Origin of the sequence: Chitinophaga niabensis (genome assembly GCF_039545795.1) — a bacterium.
GTDB classification, from domain to species: domain Bacteria; phylum Bacteroidota; class Bacteroidia; order Chitinophagales; family Chitinophagaceae; genus Chitinophaga; species Chitinophaga niabensis_B.
On the sequence record NZ_CP154260.1, the window covers coordinates 4693853 to 4712135 of the forward strand.

The window sequence follows — 18283 nt, forward strand, 5'->3', positions numbered from 1 at the left end:
TTTTATATTAACTTATTTATGTATAGCAGGACTGATCCTTAAATAGATCTGTGCGCTGAGCGGGTTCTTTCCATAAATGCCATACAAGGCTTTATCCTCCACATTTACAGTTCCCTGCGCACCTATTGCCAGATTGGTTTTCCATACGGTAGCCAGGGTTCTTGCATAACCTAACGTGAAGGCGTGAACGTTGAATTTTGCTTCGCCGAAAGTATCTTCCAATTGTAGTTCATGGGTGGATTTTTCTACGAACTCGTATCGGCCATATATGGCATTTTTTTGTAGTTGCAGATTGGATTCTGCAAGAAAGGAATGTTCCTTATGGCCATGGTCGCGGGTATTGAGGCCCCATACAGCAGAGGAGGCAATGAAGCTACCCTGTTTTTGCAAAGGAACGGTATGAATAACGGATGCGGTGGTGCGGGTTACATCTTCGTCAGGCTCCAGTGCTTCGGGGCTGTGTACAAAGGCTTGCGAGAATTGTAAGGCCCATGCTTTATTTGGGTTGTAGCTTACGCGGTAGGCGTAGCTGTCGAATAAAGGTTTATCAAAGTTGTAGCGATCTTCATCCGGTTCGCGGCCAGTGAAGGAAGAGAATTCTGCTTTTACCTGTTTGTAGCGGAAACCTACTGTACCTACGCCAAAGGTGATATGCGTAGCATCCTGCCAGTGATGACCTAAGGGGGCATCAGGATTATTCATGGCAGATACACGGTGCATAAAAGCAGGGGCACTGATAGTTGGTTCTCCGGGATATCCTATATAACCATATACATCCATGTTTTTGTTGATCGCATAAGTGTAGCCGACACTGATAGCGGCAAACATATCATGGGGATGCTGGCGGTCTACCAAAGCTTTGCCCTGCCAGGTTTCACCCGATTGGAATAAGAGCGGATAACCTTCCCCGCCCATGATGGGACGGTCGAAACTCAGCATGACTGTGGCATTGAGCAATCCTTTCTTTCCTACCTGGTGGTTCATCATACCCATGAGCCAGTTGGGTGCGTCCAATTTAGTGGCGCCGCGGGAGCCTTTGGCGCTGAAGTCTGTGGAAGTGTATCTTAAAAAGATGTTCCCATGCAACATGAAGCTGGTGTTGCCTTTCTGAGCCATATACATGTACATCGGGCTGTTATCCGGCAGCCAGCTGGTACCGGAGCCGTTGCGGTTCATGGGAAGGTTTTTGGAATAGGCGTGGGTCATGGTATGCATGTTATGCCCGGCATGTTCATCCTGTTGCATCATGGCGGCATGGTCGTGCTTTTTCTTTGCAGGTACCGTATCCTTCTTCGCCGGCATGTGATGGTCATGCTGTGCCTGTGCGCTTAATGATGTTAACAATGTTAACCCAATAAGCGCTTTGCAACAATCCTTTTTAACGAACAGTGATCCGAAGAACCGGAGCACTTTCATAATAACATTTCCCATAGGGCAAAAATACGGCCATCCTCCTAACTGATTGTTATACAATTATGGCGGTCTGTTGTAAGATTATGACCATAATCCTCTTTTCTCGTGACGGCACTCATCGGCCGGGGAGTTAACAGCCGGTACTTTTGGGTATGCAACAACAATGTGTCCACTGCGCTTGGTAAGTATAGAACCGGGGAGATTGGTGGTATCCGAAAAAGGAGCTCCCTTCATCCGCAATATTTGTATGGTCTTTGATGCACATTTGTGGCGGAATCTACCTCAAAAGACATCGTTCAGCAGCGGGATTTAGTTTTTCCGTAAAAGAAGTAGCAGGAATTGTAACTTTTTTTAACTATTTTTAAATGCACGGCGTTTGCAGAACTATTCCCCGCTATTCATGAGTAACCAACAGCCAAATATGGACCAGGAGCTACTGTTTATGGACATCTTCCGTAAACATGAAGGCAGGTTATATGCCCTGGCGTTAAAACTCACAAAATCAGCGCCTCATGCACAGGACATTATCCAGGAAGTATTTCTGAAACTCTGGGAACAAAGGGAAGACATCCGCCAGATCCGGAACATGGAAGCATGGCTTTACCGGCTCACCGAGAACAAAGTGATCGACTTCCTCCGCAAAGCTGCTGCTGACGAACGTCTCCGGGAAACTATCTGGAACAACCTTCCCCAAAACGCCCATTCTACTGAAACCATAGTAACGGGGAATGAATATGAACACATCCTTCAGAAAGCAATTGCCCTCCTCCCCCCTCAGCGGAAACTGATCTATTGCCTGAACCGGGAAGCCGGCATGAATTACCAGGAAATAGCTTCCGAGCTCCACATCTCCCGGCATACGGTAAAAAACCAGCTCTCTTCAGCATTACAGACCATTCGTAGTTTTGTGATCAGAACTACCGGCCCCCTCAGTTTACTTTTTTTCAATTTTTTTTGATCCCGGATAGGAACATTTGTTCGTTGCTTCGTCTAACAGGTATATGGAGGAACGGATAAAGTATTTATTCAGGCAATACATGGACAATAAATGCTCCCACGAGGAGTATGAAGAGTTCTTTAGTTACGTCCGCCAATCCGAGTATGATGAAGCTATCCGTAATCTGGTAAAAGCAGCTTATGCGCAGACCGGGGACGCTTCTTATATTGATGAAATGGGGAACCTTGTACTGCTGCATCCCAAACGCCGCAGGATGAGGATGATGCCTGCAATTGCTGCCGCCGTTATTGTACTGGCTGCCGCTGCCTGGTTCCTGCTGCCATCTCAGGCACCCGCATTAACGAAAAAGGTCACAGAACGTTCTGAATATAAATACCTCGTATTACCGGATAGTACCAAAGTATGGCTGAATGCAGCCAGTACACTGGAATTCCCGACAAGCTTCGGTTCCGGCAAAAGAGAAGTAACGCTTTCCGGGGAGGCGTACTTTGATGTACAGCATGCAGAGAATGCGCCATTTATTATTCATACCGGGAAAGTATCTACCACGGTACTGGGTACCGCCTTTAATATAAAGGCCTATCCGGGGCAGGAGAACATCATTGTTTCTGTGAGCCATGGTAAAGTGCGTGTGAATTATGGTGGCGATAAAACACCGGCATTACTTACACGGGGCCAGCAGGTAAAAGTGAATGAGGTAACGGAATCTGCTATCACTAAAAAAGCAACGCTGGTAGAAACAGCTCCCTGGAAAGACGGCAGCCTGGCCTACGATGGAGAAACCATGGCAGAGATTGCCGCAGACCTGGAAAGGGTGTACAACGTAGCGATCAGAATAGATAATAAAAATATCAGTGCGATCAATATTTCCACTTCATTCAGAAGGGATATCGGCATAAAGGAAGCATTACATATATTATGCAAGCTGACGGACAGTCAACTACTGGACATAGCGGGTGTATATGTGATCCAATAAAGCGTAAATCGATCTTCAACCAAAATCTAATGTTATGAATATCCATGCAGTGTTTGCACCGGATTAAAAAAACATGTAAGAGCCGTTCCTGTTACGAGCAGGAAACGGCTCTTTTTGTGCATTTAAATAATCCCGTCATAGAATTATTAAACTTATCAAAGCTATGAATTTGTATGTAAAAACGTACAGCAGTATTGCTGCGCTGTTTTGTGCCATGCAACAACTACCTAAGTTGTTCAAAAACAAACGGTTACTTATGAGGATATCCATTCTTGCCATTCTTCTTACCCTAAGCGGATTGCTGATGGCAGGTACCGGCTCCGGCCAGAACCTGAATAAGACGATGTCTTTAGACATAAAGAACATGAGTCTGAAACAGATCCTGCGCAAGATAGAGTCCCACGCCAAATTCTCCTTTACGTATAAGACGGAAGACATTGCTGCCTACACCAGCATTACTTACCAGGCAAATAGCGAAACCGTTGCCCGGATCCTCGATGACCTGTTAAAGCCAGCCAACCTCCGGTATGAAGTGGTGAATGATAACATCATCATCAAAAAAGCACCCTCACTTACTGTAACTGTGTATGATGGAGGTGTTAAAGGAAAGGTAACTGATCCAACAGGCGCAGTTGTACCCTTTGCTACCGTAACCGTTGTTGGTACTACCCATGGCACGGTAGCCAATGCACAGGGTGAATTCACTTTGAATAACCTCAAAGCAGGCACTTACCGTTTACAGGCTTCTGCCGTGGGTTTCAGCCCGGTAATACAAAATGTGACCGTTCAAAATAATGAAGTAGTACAGCTCAACTTCCAAATGCTGGAAGGTGATACCCGTTTATCTGAAGTGGTAGTGACTGCATTGGGTATCTCGCGCAGTCAGCGTTCCCTGGGATATTCCACCCAACAGGTGAAAGGAGAAAACCTCACACTTACCAAAGAACAGAATGTGATCGGTTCACTGGCCGGTAAAATTGCCGGGGTGCAGGTGACAGGTTCTTCCGGTGCCAGCCTTGGCGGAACACAAAAGATCAAGATCCGTGGTGTGAACTCTATTTCCGGTGGCGATCAGCCACTGATAGTTGTAGATGGAACGCCTATCTCCAACGCTAACTTTGCATCCAGCGACAGGGCAGACTATGGTAACCTGGGCCAGGATGTGAACCCTGAAGATATTGAAACAGTGAATGTGCTGAAAGGCCCCGCAGCTTCTGCATTATATGGTATACGCGGTCAGTATGGCGTGATCATGATCACCACTAAAAAAGGAAAAAGAGGCGCAAAGAAAGTAGATGTGCAACTGAACAGCGCTTACTCTATTGAGAAGGCAGCTAACTTCCTCCCCCTTCAAAACCTTTATGGTGCCGGTTCTACACAAACATGGCGTACCCTCGCCAATGGGCAGAAATTTGTACAACTGGATTATGATGAAAGCTGGGGACCTAAAATGGATGGCACACCTGTTCGCCAGGTATTCAGCTTTTTCCCGCAGGACCCTGAATATGGAAAGGAAACACCTTTTGTTCCGCATCCCAGCAACATCGAAGATTTTTATGAAACAGGATATAGTTTAAACAATGGCATCACCGTTTCCGGTGGCAATGAGAATTCTACTTTCCGCCTGAGCTATAACAATACGAATATCGGAGGGGTGGAACCCAACACCTGGTTAAAAAGAAATAACCTGGGTGTAAATGCATCTCTCGACCTTACCCCCAAGCTGACGGTTTCAACAAATATCAATTACGCTAACAACAGCGCGCAACGCCCATCGCAGGGTTCCGAATGGGGCGCGCGTTACATTGTACAATGGTTTCAACGTAATATGGATATGAAACGGATGAAGGATTACCGTTATGCAGATGGTACCATCAAACACTGGAACATCTCCCCTCCTGCAACCGGCAGCAGTGGCGTACTCACAGACCTCAGTGCTTTGTACTGGGACAATCCGTACTTCGATGCTTATGAGAATTTCAGCAGTGACAGTCGTGATCGTTTCTTCGGAGATGTGGGCCTCAGCTACCAGGTATTACCCGGTTTAAAACTGAGCGGATTTGTACGCGGCGATATGTACACGCAGAATATTGAAACAAGGATTGCTTTCAATGGCAGAAGGGTACCGGCGTATTCCTCCGGTAAATATCAGAACAAGGAAATGAACTATGAGTTCCTGGCCCAATACAATAAAAACTGGGACGACTTCTCCTTCAACGCCAACCTCGGTGGCAATGTTTACAACAGGAGATACACCTATGTAACCGGAGAAACACAGGGCGGGCTTTCCAGCCCCGGATTCTATAGCCTCTCTGCTTCCAAAGACCGGCCGCTCAGTAATTCTTATTTATTAAGAAAACAGATCAGGAGTGCTTATGGTATGGCCTCCTTCGGTTATAAGAACACTTACTTTGTGGATGTATCACTGCGGAACGACAACTCTTCTACCCTGCCACAACAGAACAACTCTTACTGGTACCCTTCCTTATCCGGTAGTTTTGTTTTCAGTGAATTGATCAAATGGAATGCACTCTCCTACGGTAAACTCAGATTGAGTTATGCACAGGCAGGTTCTGACCTGGGTGTGTACGAAACTTCCCTGAACTATGGGGTAGGTAGTAACTACACGATGCCGGATAAATCCATTGTAAATTCACTGTACATTCTGGATGACCTGGCGAATGCCAATATCAAACCATCTTTCGCACATTCTTATGAAGCAGGTATTGACCTGAAATTCCTGGACAACCGGCTGGGATTTGAGTTCACTTATTATACGCAGAAAAATAAAAACCAGATCATTCCATTGGCTTTATCAGGCACCAGCGGTTTTGCCAGTACTACTATCAATGCCGGCCTGATCGAAAACAAAGGATTTGAAATAGCACTAACGGCTACGCCCATACAAAGCAAGAACTTTTCCTGGAACACCATTTTCAACCTGAGCAGGAACAAAAGCCAGGTGGTGGAACTGGGGCCCGGACAAAGTGTGTATCCACTCTATTCCTCTACCTATTCAGGCGTTACCGCTTATCTCAATGCATATAAAGGACAAGCGTTTGGCAGTCTTATCGGGAAAGCATATCAGCGTGATTCCGCTACCGGCAAGATATTACTGGGTGCTAACAATATGCCCTTGTATACAGAAGCCAATCACAACTTCGGCAGTGCATTGCCTGATGTTACCGGTGGATTCCAGAATATGTTCCGCCTCGGGAAATTTGATCTCGGCGTGATGATCGATTATCAATTCGGCGGACAGTTCTTCAGCCGTTCTAAAATGCTGGCGATGAAAACCGGTATGGCAGAAGAAACAGCCGTGCTGAATGATAAAGGCAAAAATATCCGTGATCCTTTAGCAGATGGTGGTGGCATCAAAGTGAATGGTATTTCCGCAGCTACAAAACAAGAAGTAACAGCTTATGTGGATGCACGCAGTTATTACAGAACAGTGCTGGCCACACATGTGTATGAAGAATGGTTATATGGTGCAGACTACATCAAACTCCGCGAGATCAGGCTGGGTTATACACTGGATAAAGCGGCATTGGGCAGGTTGCCTTTCAGCAAAGTGAACATTGCACTGATTGCACGCAACCCCGCCATGATCTGGCAGAAAGCACCTAAAGGACTTGATCCTACAGAACTTTCCAGTGGCTCACAGGGTATCAGCTGGCTGGAATCCGGTCAGTCTAACACCGTACGTTCTTTCGGCGCGAACCTCACCATTAACTTTTAATCGATGATCATGAAAAGACTTTATTATATCATAGGTATCAGTTTGCTTTTAGCGGCTTGTAATAAGTTTGGTGACATGAATGTGAACCCGAACCTGCCGTCTAAAACTTCCAGCACACAGCTGATCGCCAGTGCGGAACTATTCCTGCCTGTACTGGGAGAATCCCCACAGGCGGAATATTTTGCGCAATACTTATCTGAAACACAATATCCCAACCTTTCTTTATACAACCAGGTAAGTGCTAATTTCTACAGTATGTATTACGGGCCATTGATGAACCTGGATTCCGTGATCCGTACTACCAGCATGGATGCCAATGAAGGGCCCATCCCCAATCAGCTGGCAGTGGCCAAGATCCTCAAAGCTTATTACTTCTGGCATATTACAGACCGTTGGGGAGATGTGCCTTACACAGAGGCTTTAAAAGGACGTGCCAATACAACACCTGTTTATGATCTCCAGGCCGTTATTTACGACAGTCTCTTTCTGTTGTTAGACCAGGCAGATAAATCCATCGTGGCGGGAGATATCATCAACGATATCATCTACCAGGGTAATATGACGCGCTGGAAAAAACTTGGTAATACCATCCGTTTACTGATGGCCCTACGTTTATCTGCTGCGGCACCGGAAAAAGCAAAAACAGAATTCAATAAAGCATTGACGGCAGGTATCATGACCTCCAATGCAGATAATTTTGTTTTCAGTCATCTTGCAGAAGCTGCGAATGAAAGTTACTGGTATGATCAGATCACGGACCAGAACCGCAAATGGTGGGCTTTGAGTGAAAGCCTGGTAAGCAAAATGAAACCGGTGAACGATCCGCGTTTGCCTGTTTATGGTGATAAGAATTCCGCGGGGCAATATGTAGGATTAACCTACGGCGCAACAAGCGGATTGAGTACAACCGCCTATTCCTTACTGGGCTTAGAGATCAGAAAGCAGAATGCGAATGTGTACCTCGTAACCTATGCGCAGGCGCTTTTTGCAAAAGCAGAAGCTGCTAAATTGGGTTGGATCCCTGATGGCGATGTTGCTGCTGAAGCTAATTATAAAATGGCGATTGAGCATTCTGTTCGTCAATGGAAAAATAATGATACCACAGGGTATGGTGTAATGATGGCCAGTGCCGGCATGCCGTATGTTGCTGCCAATGGTTATGAGCAGATCGGTAATCAGCGCTGGGTGCATTTGTTCATGCATGGTTTTGAAGCATGGGCTGAATGGAGGAGAACTGGTTTTCCGGCAGGGTTGATTAAACCGGATGGGAAGGATGTTCCATTAAGACAAGGGTATCCGCAGGATGAAGTGTTTAATAATAAGAAACATTATGAGGATGCAGTGAAGCGGCAGTTCCCGGGTGGAGATAATTTGTATGGCAGGTTGTGGTGGGATAAGTAAGGAGCGGTTGATCCTTGAGAAAGCTTGTTCCGGGATAAAAAAATGGGGTTGTTCCCTTTAGATAAATGAAGCCTTGTCTCCTTTAAATAAAAAGATATCTGTTCCCCCTCAAATAAAAAAGCCCCCTGATCCAGTATCGGGGAGCTTTTATTTTTGTGAGGATAGATCCAGAAGATTTATTTTTTACGATGATAAATCCAGGAGCTTTTATTTTTTTGAAGATAGAGCCAGGAGATTTTACACTTGCAATGACAGATCCGAGGGCTTATATTTTTTTGAAGATAGAGCCAGGAGATTTTACACTTGCAATGACAGATCCGAGGGCTTATATTTTTTTGAAGATAGAGCCAGGAGATTTTACACTTGCGATGACAGATCCAAGGGAGGATTTTTTGATTATCCCCTATCTCCTAGATCGTATCCAATGATTTCCGCTTATCCTCTTTCAGCTGTTTAAACTGGCTGGGCGTAAGTCCTGTCACCTTTTTAAACTGCCCGGATAAATGGGCCACGCTGCTGTATCCCATCTTATAGGCAATTTCACTCAGCGTTAATTCATTATACGCCAGTAGTTCCTTTACCCGTTCAATCTTCTGCTGAATGATGAACTGCTCGATGGTAGTACCTTCCACCTCAGAGAATAGTTTACTGAGCAAGTGATAATCCTTTTGCAGGCGTTGGGACAACAGCGTGGAGAAGTTTTCATTCAGCTCATCCAGTTCACCGTAGTGCACCGTTTCCACAATGAAATTTTTGATACCTTCCACTATCTGGTGCCTGCGATCATCCAGCAATACAAATCCTTCTTCCTGTAAAGCTTTTGCGATACCTTCTGTTTGTGCTGCACTGAGTGTACCTTTTACCGTGGCACTACCCAGGCCCACCTCCGTCACTTCTTTTCCTTCCTGCTCCAACACCTGCCGCACTGCTTTGATACAGCGCGGACAAACCATATTTTTGATATGCAATACAGTACTTTTCATCCTATTTATTTCTAAGATTGAAGATATTGTGTTCTAACCTGATCAGAAAACTCCTATCCATATTACGTGCCATATCTCCGAACAGCTGTGTACGATAGGAAAGGTCCAGCCGCGTAGTGCTGTTAAAGATGAACTGGATAGCCGGGGCTACATCCACATAATAACCTGCACGGTATTGATCTATATTGGATTTACCAAGGAATTCCACGTAAAGGTTCAGGTTCGTTTGCTCATAACTCCTGTATTTCACCGGCAATAACAGGTAACCGGCAGACAGGCTGTAATTCACCATACTGCGGGACACATTGGAAGGCAGCTCATTCTTGAGATTCTTCATGTGGCGGTTGTAACCTACGATACCTGAGATAGCGAGTTTATGGATCAGCTGCGTGGCAATGATACCAGCCCCTGCACCTGAAGTCATTCCTTCAAGGTCCAGTTCTTCATTCTCATAATTCCTGCCACTATGATCGTGCCCGGCATTAAGGACGGGGTAGTACGGATTATCGATCAAAGAACCTTTTGCATAGGCAGCCATCCTGAAATGGGAATGCAGATCATCCTTGGAGAGGAAGCGGTATTTAGCATAAATACTTCCTCCTTCAAAACGGATATCTTCCTGCATATTATTCGAGAGGTATCCGATTCCGTGCACCATCAGGTTCTTTGAGATACCGAACATTACTTCCGGTTCAAAACGCATACCGGTATTGCCTTCAAACTTCATGTTGAAGAACTTGTTGGTGAGGCGGATGCCCATGGAATTGGCTGGCATGTTACTGGCTGGCTCCGTATTCACATACAGTTCCTGTGCCTGCGCAACCAGGTTGATGCTGACGAATGCCAGCAATATGATATATTTCTTCATGTAAGGCAGGGGTTAAATGGTTACGTGATACACTCGTTTACCTGCTGATCCGCTTTCAGGTTTGCAGCAGCTTTCCATGATACCGGTCTTATAGCAGCTCATTTTAGTCTGGGTGCTATATTGCTTAAATGCTTTGCCGGACACGAAATCTTTATCGATCACGGTAATGTCCTTATCTCCCTGCAGCGTCTGGGGTTTTACGTTCATGAAGTGCAGCGTTTGACCGGCAAAAGGAATGTGCGTATCGTTTTCCACTTTAATCTTATCGAAGTTGGCGGTAACGATCAGTTTGGCTACGGAGAAACCGGCGCCTTCCACTTTCCCTTTGATCTGATCGAGGTTCACATTGCTGTTGGGTTTGAAATGGAGGATGAAGGTAGTGTTGTTCAGATCGGTATCGATCTTGTCTATGAAAGGTAATGTTTTCAGTGCTTTGAAAGTAGCGTTGGAACACATGGCGCAGGTAAGACCGGCAGCCTGTAAAGATGCTTTCTTATATTGAGCGGATGCGGTGAATTGTACACCTATCAGCGCGAAGGCTATGAGTAATGTTTTCATGATGGTTGTATTAAATGAAATGATTAAATAAATACCTGTTTGGACGGGTATTTATATCAGATCAGGAAAATACAGTTGCTCATGTAGAGTGGTGTAGAGGGGGCGATGGGTGGACCGTGAGCACGGGGAGTTAATACAACCGTTTCAGCAACAGGTGCCAGCCATATGGGTTGCATAACAGCGGGAACCAGGGAAACAGTAGCGGAAAGTTCCACAAAGGCTTTTGCTGCCTGGTGGGAGTTATCCAGCTTCACGAATTTGGCTTCGTCCTTACAGCAATCCCCTTTAACATCCATGCCGCATTTCGGGCAGCTGTCGTTATGGGTATCATGCAGTTCTACGGCAGCCAGCTCACCCATGCAATAGTGCATATTTACCGTGAACCCGCTGGTTATCAGCGTGTACAGAACGGCCAAACATATGGTGAGCAGTTTTTTCACCCTGTAAAGTTACGGTATTTTGGTGAGTTTTATGTCCATGATGGGTGCCCAGTCCTTTCCGTTCTCTGAACCTTCCCAGGTGCCCTGGATCACATTTCCCCCTTCGCTGAGGTAAAAGTGCCCCGTTCTTTTTCTCCCGTGAAGGTCCATGCGCCATTGTGTTCGGTGGCCTGGCTTATGGTGTTATTTCCCTGGTTATCATAGAAATGCATGGGGTATTTGCCGGTGGAAGCATCGAAACTGATCATTTCGAGGCCAATTACCTGCTGGCCGCCCATTTGCACATGGATGTTGTGCTGAATGAAATGGCCGCCAGGGAACCATTCATAACTATCCGTACCGGTTATCTTTTCACCGGTACTGGTTTGACCTTCTGTTTTCCAGGTGCCAATGAAAGGCTGTAGTTTCTGAATGGGTGTCATTTTTCAAGGATATTTTTCAGCGTTGCCAGGCCTTCATCGAGATCTTTTGCCAGCATCTTCTCCAGGTTCATGAACAACAGCATCAGGTTCATGGGGTACTTCATCTTTCCATTGAATACCCATATTACCCTGGTTTGCTGTTCACCTACTGCAACCGTAGCAATGGAGGCATAAGATATCCCTTCGAATGGACGGATAAAACGCAGTTCATAATCTATCTTCTCTCCTTCTGCCATTTTAATGACCTCCTGTTCTCCTTTTCCTACCTGTTTATTTGTACTGTCCCATGCAGAAACAAAACCTACGGTACCATCTGTTCCTGTATAGGTCTTTTTCATATTGGGATCTATCATTGACCATTTGACAAAGTTATCGTGGTTACGAAGCAGCCGCAGATAGTCGTACACAAACGCTTTGGGCTTGTTGATAACAATAGCCTGTTCGATGGTGTATTCCTTTTTTATGAACAGTGCGATGATCAGTAACAGCAGGATAATGCCGATGAGGATGGTGAAGGCAGTAATTAGGATGCTCATTAATTGGTGGTTTTACCTTACCAATTTACGGTATTTTTCATGGTTTTATGATCTTCTGCTCCAGGTCGTTTACCCTTTGGCGTTCTGCCTTGTGTTCTGCCCCTAAACCTGCTTTCACCTTTTCCAGTAACTCCTGTGCCAGTTGATGATCTCCCTGTTCAATAGCAATGTCGGCTCTTATGGTCATCACTTTGTATAGATTAAGGCAATCGCTGTCTTTTTCTTTTTCGATGGCTTTATCTAATACGGGAATTATTACTTCTAAAGGTTCATCCTCACTCTTATAGGCGAAATCCAATGTGAGGGATAAACGTTTACTGGCGGGGCTTTCCTGTTGTAACCCGATCTTCTTTCCTATCCTGATGCAGGTGCCTGCAATATCAGAGAACATAAATTCCCTTACACCGTATGATTTATCCCTTATCTCGCTGATCCTTGGAAGACCACGTGTAGGCAGTTTTCCACTCCTTTTGCGGAGTGCGTTGGTGAATGCTTCGTACAGGTCATCCACTTCATCTGTGAGGATGTAACAGGTGTGATAACATTTAGCAGGATCGTGGTGTTTGATGCCGTAGAAGTCCAGCCGGATCCAGTCCCTTTCCAGGATGGCGTAGGGGTTGGGGCTTTTCTGCTGATAGGTGACAGTAAATCCCAATGACTGGTAGAACGCCAGCAATTCATCCAGTGACTTGCAGGGGAAGATTGGTGTTATAAGGTTCATCCTGCAAAGATGAATAACAGTTTTTGTTCAGAATTGTACGTTTTCGACATCCGCCAGGTTAGCCATAGCTTTAAAATAGTTCCTGGGCTGAAGGCCTGTGAAATCCCGGAAGTCCCGGATAAAATGCGACTGGTCTGCATATCCCGCATCCAGCGCCCTTTGTGTTAAAGAACCCGTTTGCTGGCATAAAGCTGTTTCGAACCGTTTAACACGTGCATATAATTTAGGCGTAAACCCGGCTACTTCTTTAAACAGTCTTTCAAACTGCCTTTGTGATACAGGGCTGTTCTTTGCCAGTTCCGCAATATTCACCAGGCCTCCTTTTGCATTGATCTGATCTATCGCGTCTATGATAAAGGGGTGGCTGATTCCATTGAGGCGGGATTCCAGGAACCGGGTAGCGATGAGGATCCTTTCTTCATCTGTGCAGGCCTCTTGTATACGCGCTTCCAGTTCCCTTCCTTTCCTTCCCAGAAAAACAGTAAGATCTATATACTGATCTGTGAGTGCTGTTGCAGGAATAGCAAACAAGGAAGGGATCACGTAAGGAAAGAATTCAATCCCGAACATGGCTGCGGGTTGCTGAGTAATGAACTGTGTATGTTTTTTTGACTGACCCTGAATACCGGATGAGTAAGAGCGTTGCAGCTTACCGGATGCTGTTATTTCGTCAAAACTTCCCTTGTAGTGAAAGATCATCCTGGGGGAACTGGCGGCAATAGCATGATGTATGAATTGTGCCTCCACCTCTCCTACCCAAAAATACCTGACATAGGCAGACAGACTTGAGGGAGGTTTGATCCGGAGGTATTTCATGCTACTAATTTACACCAGCTTTGAAGAATCCCGTCACATTTTCTGCCGGACTTGTCACATTTGGTTCAGACCTGTGGTTTTAATGGTCATATTTATCCAATGAAACGTATACTCTTCCTTTTCCTGCTTACCTGGACCTCTGCCACGGCACAGAACATTCCGGCAGAATTAGATACCCTCATGAGTGCTTATAAAGACTTCCGGGGCACGGCACTTGTAGCCCGCGGAGGAACCGTTCTGCTGAAGAAAGGTTATGGCAACCAGGAGAATACGATCTACCAGATTGCTTCCGTTACCAAAACATTTACAGCTACAGCGATCTTAAAGCTGGCAGAAAGAGGCAGGTTATCGTTACAGGATAAGCTGAGTAAATACTATCCTGATTATCCTAAAGGGGACAGCATTACAATTCAACATCTGTTAACACATACCTCGGGTATTTATAACTATACCATGAACCGTGAGTTCATGGAAACAGCAGCTGGTCAGCCAGCTACAGAAGAACAGATGCTTGCACTCTTCAAAGACAAACCACTTGATTTTTCACCCGGCACCGGCTGGAACTATAGCAATTCAGGCTATATGCTATTGGGGTATATCATTCAGAAGGTAACCGGCATAACTTACCAGGAAGCCCTAAGGAAATATCTTTTTGACCCGGAAGATATGCATGATTCCGGTTTTGATTTTGCAGGGCTGAATGCTCCATTAAAAGCATCCAGTGATCTTCCGCTGGTGGATTCATCTGTATCCTATGCAGCAGGCTCTATCTATTCCACGGTGGGCGACCTATACAAATGGCATCAGCTATTGCAAAGGCAAACAAGCGTGATGGAACCAGCCTATACTCCATTCAAAGGGAACTATGGTTATGGCTGGATCATTGATACCGTTTTTGGGCATAAGTCAGTATCACATAGTGGCGGCATCTGGGGCTTCAGAAGCAATTTTGCCAGGGTACCTGCGGACGATATATGCATTGTAATGCTGAGCAATACAGAAACTCCGCTTTTGGAAACTATAACGCGTAAGATATTTGCCATACTTTATCATCAGCCATATCAGCTACCGGGTAATAAGAAGGAGATTACGCTGGGCGCCACAGTTCTGCAAAAGTATGTGGGTACTTATGAAGCCAAAGAACGCGGACTTGTGGTAGAGATCAGACTTGAAGATGGGAAGCTGATAGCAGCCCCCAACAGAGGGCCGCAGTCTGTACTTTGCGCTGTTGACGAAACACATTTCTTCCTGAAAGGCGAGGAAGACTTTGAAGTGATATTTGTAGCAGGAGAAAAGCTGATCATCAACAACAATGGGAAAACAGCTATTGCGCTGAAGATCAATTAGCCTTACGCTCCATAATTACTTTGATGGTATCCAGGTCTTTCTGTACGTTCCCCATGTCCCTTTTAAATTCTTCGTCTGTCATGCCCGGTAAGCGGAAGAGTGTGAACACTACTTCGCAGGCATCATCGTGTTCTATAACACGGATGGGAATGTAAACTTCCTTTTCTCCGGGTTTTGCACGTACGTAATGGTCCACTACCCGGAATTTATTCTTTTCTACAAAGCGTACCCTGGCTTCCCCGTTATTGATCTGCCATACATTTTCTGTTCCGGTTTTCTGTATGGATGTACATAAGCCCGCTGCCCATTGGGGGAGGTTTTCCGGGTTGGACATGTATGCATATACATCGTCCGCACTGCGGTTGATGGAAATGCTGAGGTTCATGGTCATACTTAATACAAGCATTAGAGCATTCATTTTTTCTTACAAATTTAATGATGGCCTTACTGCCCATTTTTGGAAAAACCCGACAAATTTGCTGGTGTTTGGCCGGTGTATTTCCTTATTTCATTTGTGAGATGTGCATGATCATAATAGCCGTTCCTGAAAGCGATGGTTTCAAAACTCTCCTTTGCGGGGTTATGCTTTATCTGATCCATAATGGAACAAAAACGGATGATGTTTGAAAATGCTTTGGGACTGATGCCGGTATATTGTTTGAAATTCCTTTCCAGCTGGCGTTCTGTGATGAAGTGCTTTTTAGTTAGTGTGCTTATCCTGGTGTTGCCTTTTTGGGCAACGATATCTGTGATGATGGGCAATAACGCGTGCGTTGCTTTCTTTTGTTTATGGAGAAAATATTGATCCAGGTTCGTTACACTTAGTAATGACCGCTCAAATTCTATGCATTGATCTGCGGCTTCGTGGAGAGCCTGGTCATAGAACAAATTAAAAGCGCCGGGTTTGAAACGGATACCCAGGAGGTTTGTGTCTGCTGTGTTGACGGTGTCTGAGAAACGTGTCATGGTGCCAATGAGGTACACATGATCCGGGGCCAGGATATTGTTATCACTGGTGATGGGAGAACCGAAATTACAGATGAGATCAACACAACCATCCGGGAGGATACGGCTGTTAGCCTGGCCGGATCTAACCGTCCAGTATGCATCGATATATGGATGCAGGGCCGGGTGTGGTTTGTACTGCTGATAGCTCATGGCTATTCAAAGGTAATTATACTTTATTTTCCAAAAACGTTCTATATTTCGGATACTTCGTCAATTATTAACGATCCCGCTTCAACCACCCGGTAATACTCAGCCTTGGTTTGTTCGTTACCAATACCTCGTGTTCCATTTCATTACTTCTGAAAAACACCGTTTTCCCATTCACGGGTGTTATCTGCTGATCACCCTCTGCACGTGTAATGGATAACTGCCCGCCATCCTCTTCTACCCAATCAGCATTCAGGTACATGATCATAGAGAATTGCCGGCTTTCATTATTGTGGAACTGATCCAGGTGTTTTTTGTAAAAGCTGCCTTCTTCGTATAAAGTGTAGTGAAATTCATATCCTGTGATACCTGTATAACATTCACTGTTGAGATACAATATAAAAGCATCCATCAGATCGAAGAATTCATTTTCGTAGGGGTTATTATGTTTCCTGTCCAGCCAGTAGATCACATCACTTCGTACTAATTTATCTTTTAGCACCAGCTCTTTGTTGCCGGTTCCGGCAGCAAGCATGTTATTTTCTTTGTATAGGGTATTCAAATTTTCTTTCAGGTGACCCGCCAGCCGGTCGCTCAAAAAATGTTCTGCTATGCCTACTTTACTTTCTATAAAACTATTGATGAGTGTATCAAAGATCTGTTGCAATAAGGGTGGATTATCTGCTAAAGGTAGTTTTATTTATTCAACTGTTGTACCTGCATCCTGTATTCTGCAGGCAGCAGCATATTCCGCAGCAGATCCTGCATATTAAATGTTCCGCTCAATTTATACAGGTAAAGCACCGGCAATAATAATTCCCCGTTATCCAGGGAAAGCAGGCCTTTTACTGTTTCCGGCACCAGCAATGCCTGTACCTGTTTTAACAATCTGTATCGTATTTCACCTAAATGTTCACGGTATTTTTCGAACAGGTCTTTTGTAAGGTCACTGAACCGGAGATCCTGCTTCAGGTGTGTCTCCCGCATTAGTTCCCATTCACTGTAGCTGGCCGGCAGGTCTTTCAGTTCCATGCGCACACCCACCTCATAAAAAGTATTAAAAACTTCCGTCCTTTCATTCAGGCTCAGCTTGCGTTCCAGCAATTCATAAGCACGAATGGAATAATCGATGAGCATGAATAATACATCCCTGTATGCCCAATCGGGTATTTTCATATCACGGGAAGTTTCCACCTGCCGGTGAATGGCAGTGATCTGATCTATGGCAGTAAAGGCATTTTCTTTTGTTGCAAAAACAATACGTTGTGCATAAGTAACTGTAGAGAACAATCTTTTCAATGGGTCGGCCGGTAACTTACCGGTAAAGTAAAGCCAGTCCACTGCCTTGTTCAGGGCAAACTCCGCAGCAGATCCTGCAAAAACAAAGAGTATAGTATCTGCCTTTCCCCAGATCTCCCTTACAATACTATCTTCTTTTACGAATTGCTCCATTATTGGATTCACTTTGCACTACAAAGTAACCATAAAAAACAATATCAGGCAAATATTTATCTGGTGGCAGGAGGTGTTCTTCTTTCATTCACCATAATCTGTACCAGCACGGCAATCAGCAGAAAATTGTATTCTACGCCGTTCCTGCCCCCTCCTACCACAAACCAACCTTCCCTGAAATGCACCATGATGATGCCCATAATTAAAATAGCAATAGTGGTAAGGCAGGCCAGGAGTATCTGTTTGTTCAGGAGTAGTAACACAGCGCATACAACATGCGATAACTTTATTGCCCATGCGAGTGCCAGTCCGAACGGGGCAAAACCGATCTCGTTCAGATACAGGTTTCCAAAGGCATTGATGCCTCCGTCAAACATTCCGGGGATGCTATGTGTAAAAAGGATAATAGCCACGCTGATACGTAACCATAAAGTGAGGGAGCTGAACATACGATATTGCATTTATTGGGATAATTATACAACTGTACGCAGCTAAAGA

20 protein-coding genes are annotated in these 18283 nt (G+C 45.1%); 6 read left to right on the plus strand and 14 right to left on the minus strand.

The window, feature by feature from the left end; all coding sequences use genetic code 11:
• Positions 1-12: 12 nt before the first annotated feature.
• Positions 13-1431, minus strand: coding sequence for a hypothetical protein (locus AAHN97_RS18565; protein ID WP_343303564.1), 1419 nt, complete (start codon positions 1429-1431; stop codon positions 13-15).
• A 382-nt stretch (positions 1432-1813) separates the two neighbouring features.
• On the opposite strand from AAHN97_RS18565, the gene AAHN97_RS18570 reads away from it, so the two are divergent.
• From AAHN97_RS18570 to AAHN97_RS18590, 5 genes are all read left to right on the plus strand, one after another.
• Positions 1814-2371 carry an RNA polymerase sigma factor gene (locus AAHN97_RS18570; RefSeq protein ID WP_343303565.1) on the plus strand — a complete coding sequence of 186 codons (558 nt, stop codon included), beginning with the start codon at positions 1814-1816 and terminating at the stop codon, positions 2369-2371.
• Between the two features lie 43 nt (positions 2372-2414).
• Entirely contained in the window at positions 2415-3347 is a 933-nt protein-coding gene (locus AAHN97_RS18575; protein ID WP_343303566.1) for a FecR family protein, read from the plus strand.
• 256 nt (positions 3348-3603) lie between these two features.
• Positions 3604-7086: a SusC/RagA family TonB-linked outer membrane protein gene (locus tag AAHN97_RS18580; RefSeq protein ID WP_343303567.1), complete on the plus strand. Its 3483-nt coding sequence runs from the start codon at positions 3604-3606 to the stop codon at positions 7084-7086.
• A 9-nt stretch (positions 7087-7095) separates the two neighbouring features.
• The gene (locus AAHN97_RS18585; protein ID WP_343303568.1) at positions 7096-8487 is read left to right on the plus strand and encodes a SusD/RagB family nutrient-binding outer membrane lipoprotein; all 1392 of its coding nucleotides are present in this window, start codon (positions 7096-7098) and stop codon (positions 8485-8487) included.
• A 188-nt stretch (positions 8488-8675) separates the two neighbouring features.
• A complete protein-coding gene (locus tag AAHN97_RS18590; protein ID WP_343303569.1) occupies positions 8676-8915 on the plus strand; it encodes a hypothetical protein in 240 nt (79 codons plus the stop codon).
• On the opposite strand, the gene AAHN97_RS18595 is transcribed toward AAHN97_RS18590, so the two are convergent.
• From AAHN97_RS18595 to AAHN97_RS18630, 8 genes are all read right to left on the minus strand, one after another.
• Entirely contained in the window at positions 8898-9470 is a 573-nt protein-coding gene (locus tag AAHN97_RS18595; protein ID WP_343303570.1) for an AraC family transcriptional regulator, read from the minus strand. The genes AAHN97_RS18590 and AAHN97_RS18595 overlap by 18 nt on opposite strands.
• Position 9471: 1 nt before the next feature.
• On the minus strand, positions 9472-10338 hold the full coding sequence (locus tag AAHN97_RS18600) for a hypothetical protein (protein ID WP_343303571.1): 867 nt from the start codon (positions 10336-10338) through the stop codon (positions 9472-9474).
• Positions 10339-10350: 12 nt separating this feature from the next.
• Positions 10351-10896 (minus strand): heavy-metal-associated domain-containing protein, encoded by a 546-nt coding sequence (locus AAHN97_RS18605; protein WP_343303572.1) that lies wholly within the window; start codon positions 10894-10896, stop codon positions 10351-10353.
• Positions 10897-10952: 56 nt separating this feature from the next.
• Complete coding sequence (locus AAHN97_RS18610) at positions 10953-11336, minus strand: HYC_CC_PP family protein (protein ID WP_343303573.1); 384 nt, start codon at positions 11334-11336, stop codon at positions 10953-10955.
• Positions 11337-11425: 89 nt separating this feature from the next.
• Complete coding sequence (locus AAHN97_RS18615) at positions 11426-11758, minus strand: DUF1579 family protein (protein WP_343303574.1); 333 nt, start codon at positions 11756-11758, stop codon at positions 11426-11428.
• Positions 11755-12294: an SRPBCC family protein gene (locus AAHN97_RS18620; RefSeq protein ID WP_343303575.1), complete on the minus strand. Its 540-nt coding sequence runs from the start codon at positions 12292-12294 to the stop codon at positions 11755-11757. Before AAHN97_RS18620 ends, AAHN97_RS18615 begins: the two co-directional genes overlap by 4 nt.
• A 37-nt stretch (positions 12295-12331) precedes the next feature.
• A complete protein-coding gene (locus AAHN97_RS18625; protein WP_343303576.1) occupies positions 12332-13015 on the minus strand; it encodes a bleomycin resistance protein in 684 nt (227 codons plus the stop codon).
• Positions 13016-13042: 27 nt separating this feature from the next.
• On the minus strand, positions 13043-13831 hold the full coding sequence (locus tag AAHN97_RS18630) for a helix-turn-helix domain-containing protein (RefSeq protein ID WP_343303577.1): 789 nt from the start codon (positions 13829-13831) through the stop codon (positions 13043-13045).
• Positions 13832-13930: 99 nt separating this feature from the next.
• On the opposite strand from AAHN97_RS18630, the gene AAHN97_RS18635 reads away from it, so the two are divergent.
• A complete protein-coding gene (locus tag AAHN97_RS18635; RefSeq protein ID WP_343303578.1) occupies positions 13931-15178 on the plus strand; it encodes a serine hydrolase domain-containing protein in 1248 nt (415 codons plus the stop codon).
• Here the strand turns inward: AAHN97_RS18635 and AAHN97_RS18640 are convergent.
• The 5 genes from AAHN97_RS18640 to AAHN97_RS18660 form a co-directional block, all read right to left on the minus strand.
• Positions 15171-15584: an SRPBCC family protein gene (locus AAHN97_RS18640; RefSeq protein WP_343303579.1), complete on the minus strand. Its 414-nt coding sequence runs from the start codon at positions 15582-15584 to the stop codon at positions 15171-15173. The genes AAHN97_RS18635 and AAHN97_RS18640 overlap by 8 nt on opposite strands.
• A gap of 38 nt (positions 15585-15622) precedes the next feature.
• Positions 15623-16336 (minus strand): AraC family transcriptional regulator, encoded by a 714-nt coding sequence (locus AAHN97_RS18645; RefSeq protein WP_343303580.1) that lies wholly within the window; start codon positions 16334-16336, stop codon positions 15623-15625.
• 67 nt (positions 16337-16403) lie between these two features.
• Positions 16404-17000, minus strand: a complete 597-nt coding sequence (locus tag AAHN97_RS18650) for a 2OG-Fe(II) oxygenase (RefSeq protein WP_343303581.1) — start codon at positions 16998-17000, stop codon at positions 16404-16406.
• A 29-nt stretch (positions 17001-17029) separates the two neighbouring features.
• Entirely contained in the window at positions 17030-17785 is a 756-nt protein-coding gene (locus AAHN97_RS18655) for an oxygenase MpaB family protein (protein WP_343303582.1), read from the minus strand.
• A gap of 56 nt (positions 17786-17841) precedes the next feature.
• Positions 17842-18246, minus strand: coding sequence for a hypothetical protein (locus AAHN97_RS18660; RefSeq protein WP_343303583.1), 405 nt, complete (start codon positions 18244-18246; stop codon positions 17842-17844).
• Between the last annotated feature and the right edge of the window lie 37 nt (positions 18247-18283).